This is a genomic window from Halobacillus sp. BBL2006, assembly GCF_000786645.1.
Lineage (GTDB): Bacteria > Bacillota > Bacilli > Bacillales > Halobacillaceae > Halobacillus.
In genome coordinates this window covers 1-1,164 of record NZ_JRNX01000725.1, presented here as the reverse complement: position 1 = coordinate 1,164, position 1,164 = coordinate 1, and the positions used below count along the sequence as shown (strand labels likewise).

Genomic DNA, 1,164 nt, shown 5'->3' with positions numbered 1-1,164 from the left:
CCTCTGCCCTTTCCGAACCGGAAATCCTCTCCGATAATGATACGAGACAGATTTAGTTGATCCAAATGCTCAAAGACGAACGTCTCGGGAGAAGTACGCGCATATTCTTCTGTGAAGTTAACATGATAGTATCGATCAACACCAAAGCTCTCAAGAAGTTCGCGCTTATGATGAGAAGAAGTGAGCGTATATTTGTACTCTTCCTCCCCCTTCAACACCCACTTCGGGTGCTCTGAAAAACTGTACACGGCAATCCCTTCATCCCTAGTGGAAGCCTTATTAGCTTCATGAAGAAGAGTTTGATGACCAAGGTGGATCCCATCCATTTTTCCAATGACCAGTACCGTTTCTTTTTCATTTTGCGGAGGTCTACCTGTCACTTCTATCGTTTCCATCTCCCATGCATCCCCTTCTGCCTATTGTTTAAACCTATTAATTATAATATACCAACATCTATTTAATCAACCTTACAAACGATTTGCAACTCTCGTGCACCTTCGTTTTAATGAAGGTACAGGTGATTATTTTTTAAAGAGGAGTGGGGCCATGATTGAAGAGGCAAAAACCTTTGCTGCAAAAGCTCACGCAGGCCAGAAACGGAAGAACTCGAACGTGGACTATATCGTCCACCCCATTCGTGTAGCTGAAACGCTGAGAGAAGCTGGTTTTCGAGAAGAAGTTATTTGTGCAGGATACCTTCACGATGTTGTTGAAGATACCGACTTCGAGTTAAGCGACATTGAAAGACACTTTGGGGAAGAGGTTAAGCGAATCGTCGCTGCGCATACAGAAGATAAAAGCCTGTCATGGGACAATAGGAAGAAACATACGATTGATACTGTCCAAACTGCTTCATTGGAAGTGAAAGCATTGATCATCGCAGACAAATTCGACAACCTCCAGTCCCTTAATGAGGATTTAGAAAGAGAAGGTAATGCCGTATGGCGTCACTTCAACGCAGGGTATGAGAAACAGAAATGGTATAACGAATCGATTGTAGAAGTTATGGAAGAAGGGATTAATCAAGAAAACGTCCCAACATTCTTCCACACCTACCGAAAACAAGTAAAACAAACGTTTGATTAAATCGAAAAGTGCAAAGGGGCTGGGAGACCTGACTCGCATAAGTAAACCTGCGCCGTGGCGGCCTTTGCCACAGAGCGG

At 43.6% G+C, this 1,164-nt stretch carries 1 protein-coding gene and 1 pseudogene; one reads left to right on the top strand and one right to left on the bottom strand.

The genetic code is table 11. The annotated features are described in order from the left end of the window. Nucleotides 1-395: pseudogene (locus LD39_RS18880) on the bottom strand (riboflavin biosynthesis protein RibF); the annotation flags it as partial. Between the two features lie 151 nt (nt 396-546). Between LD39_RS18880 and LD39_RS18875 the strand changes: the two are divergent. Then, nucleotides 547-1,086: an HD domain-containing protein gene (locus LD39_RS18875; protein ID WP_035551745.1), complete on the top strand. Its 540-nt coding sequence runs from the start codon at nt 547-549 to the stop codon at nt 1,084-1,086. The last annotated feature ends 78 nt before the right edge of the window (nt 1,087-1,164 follow it).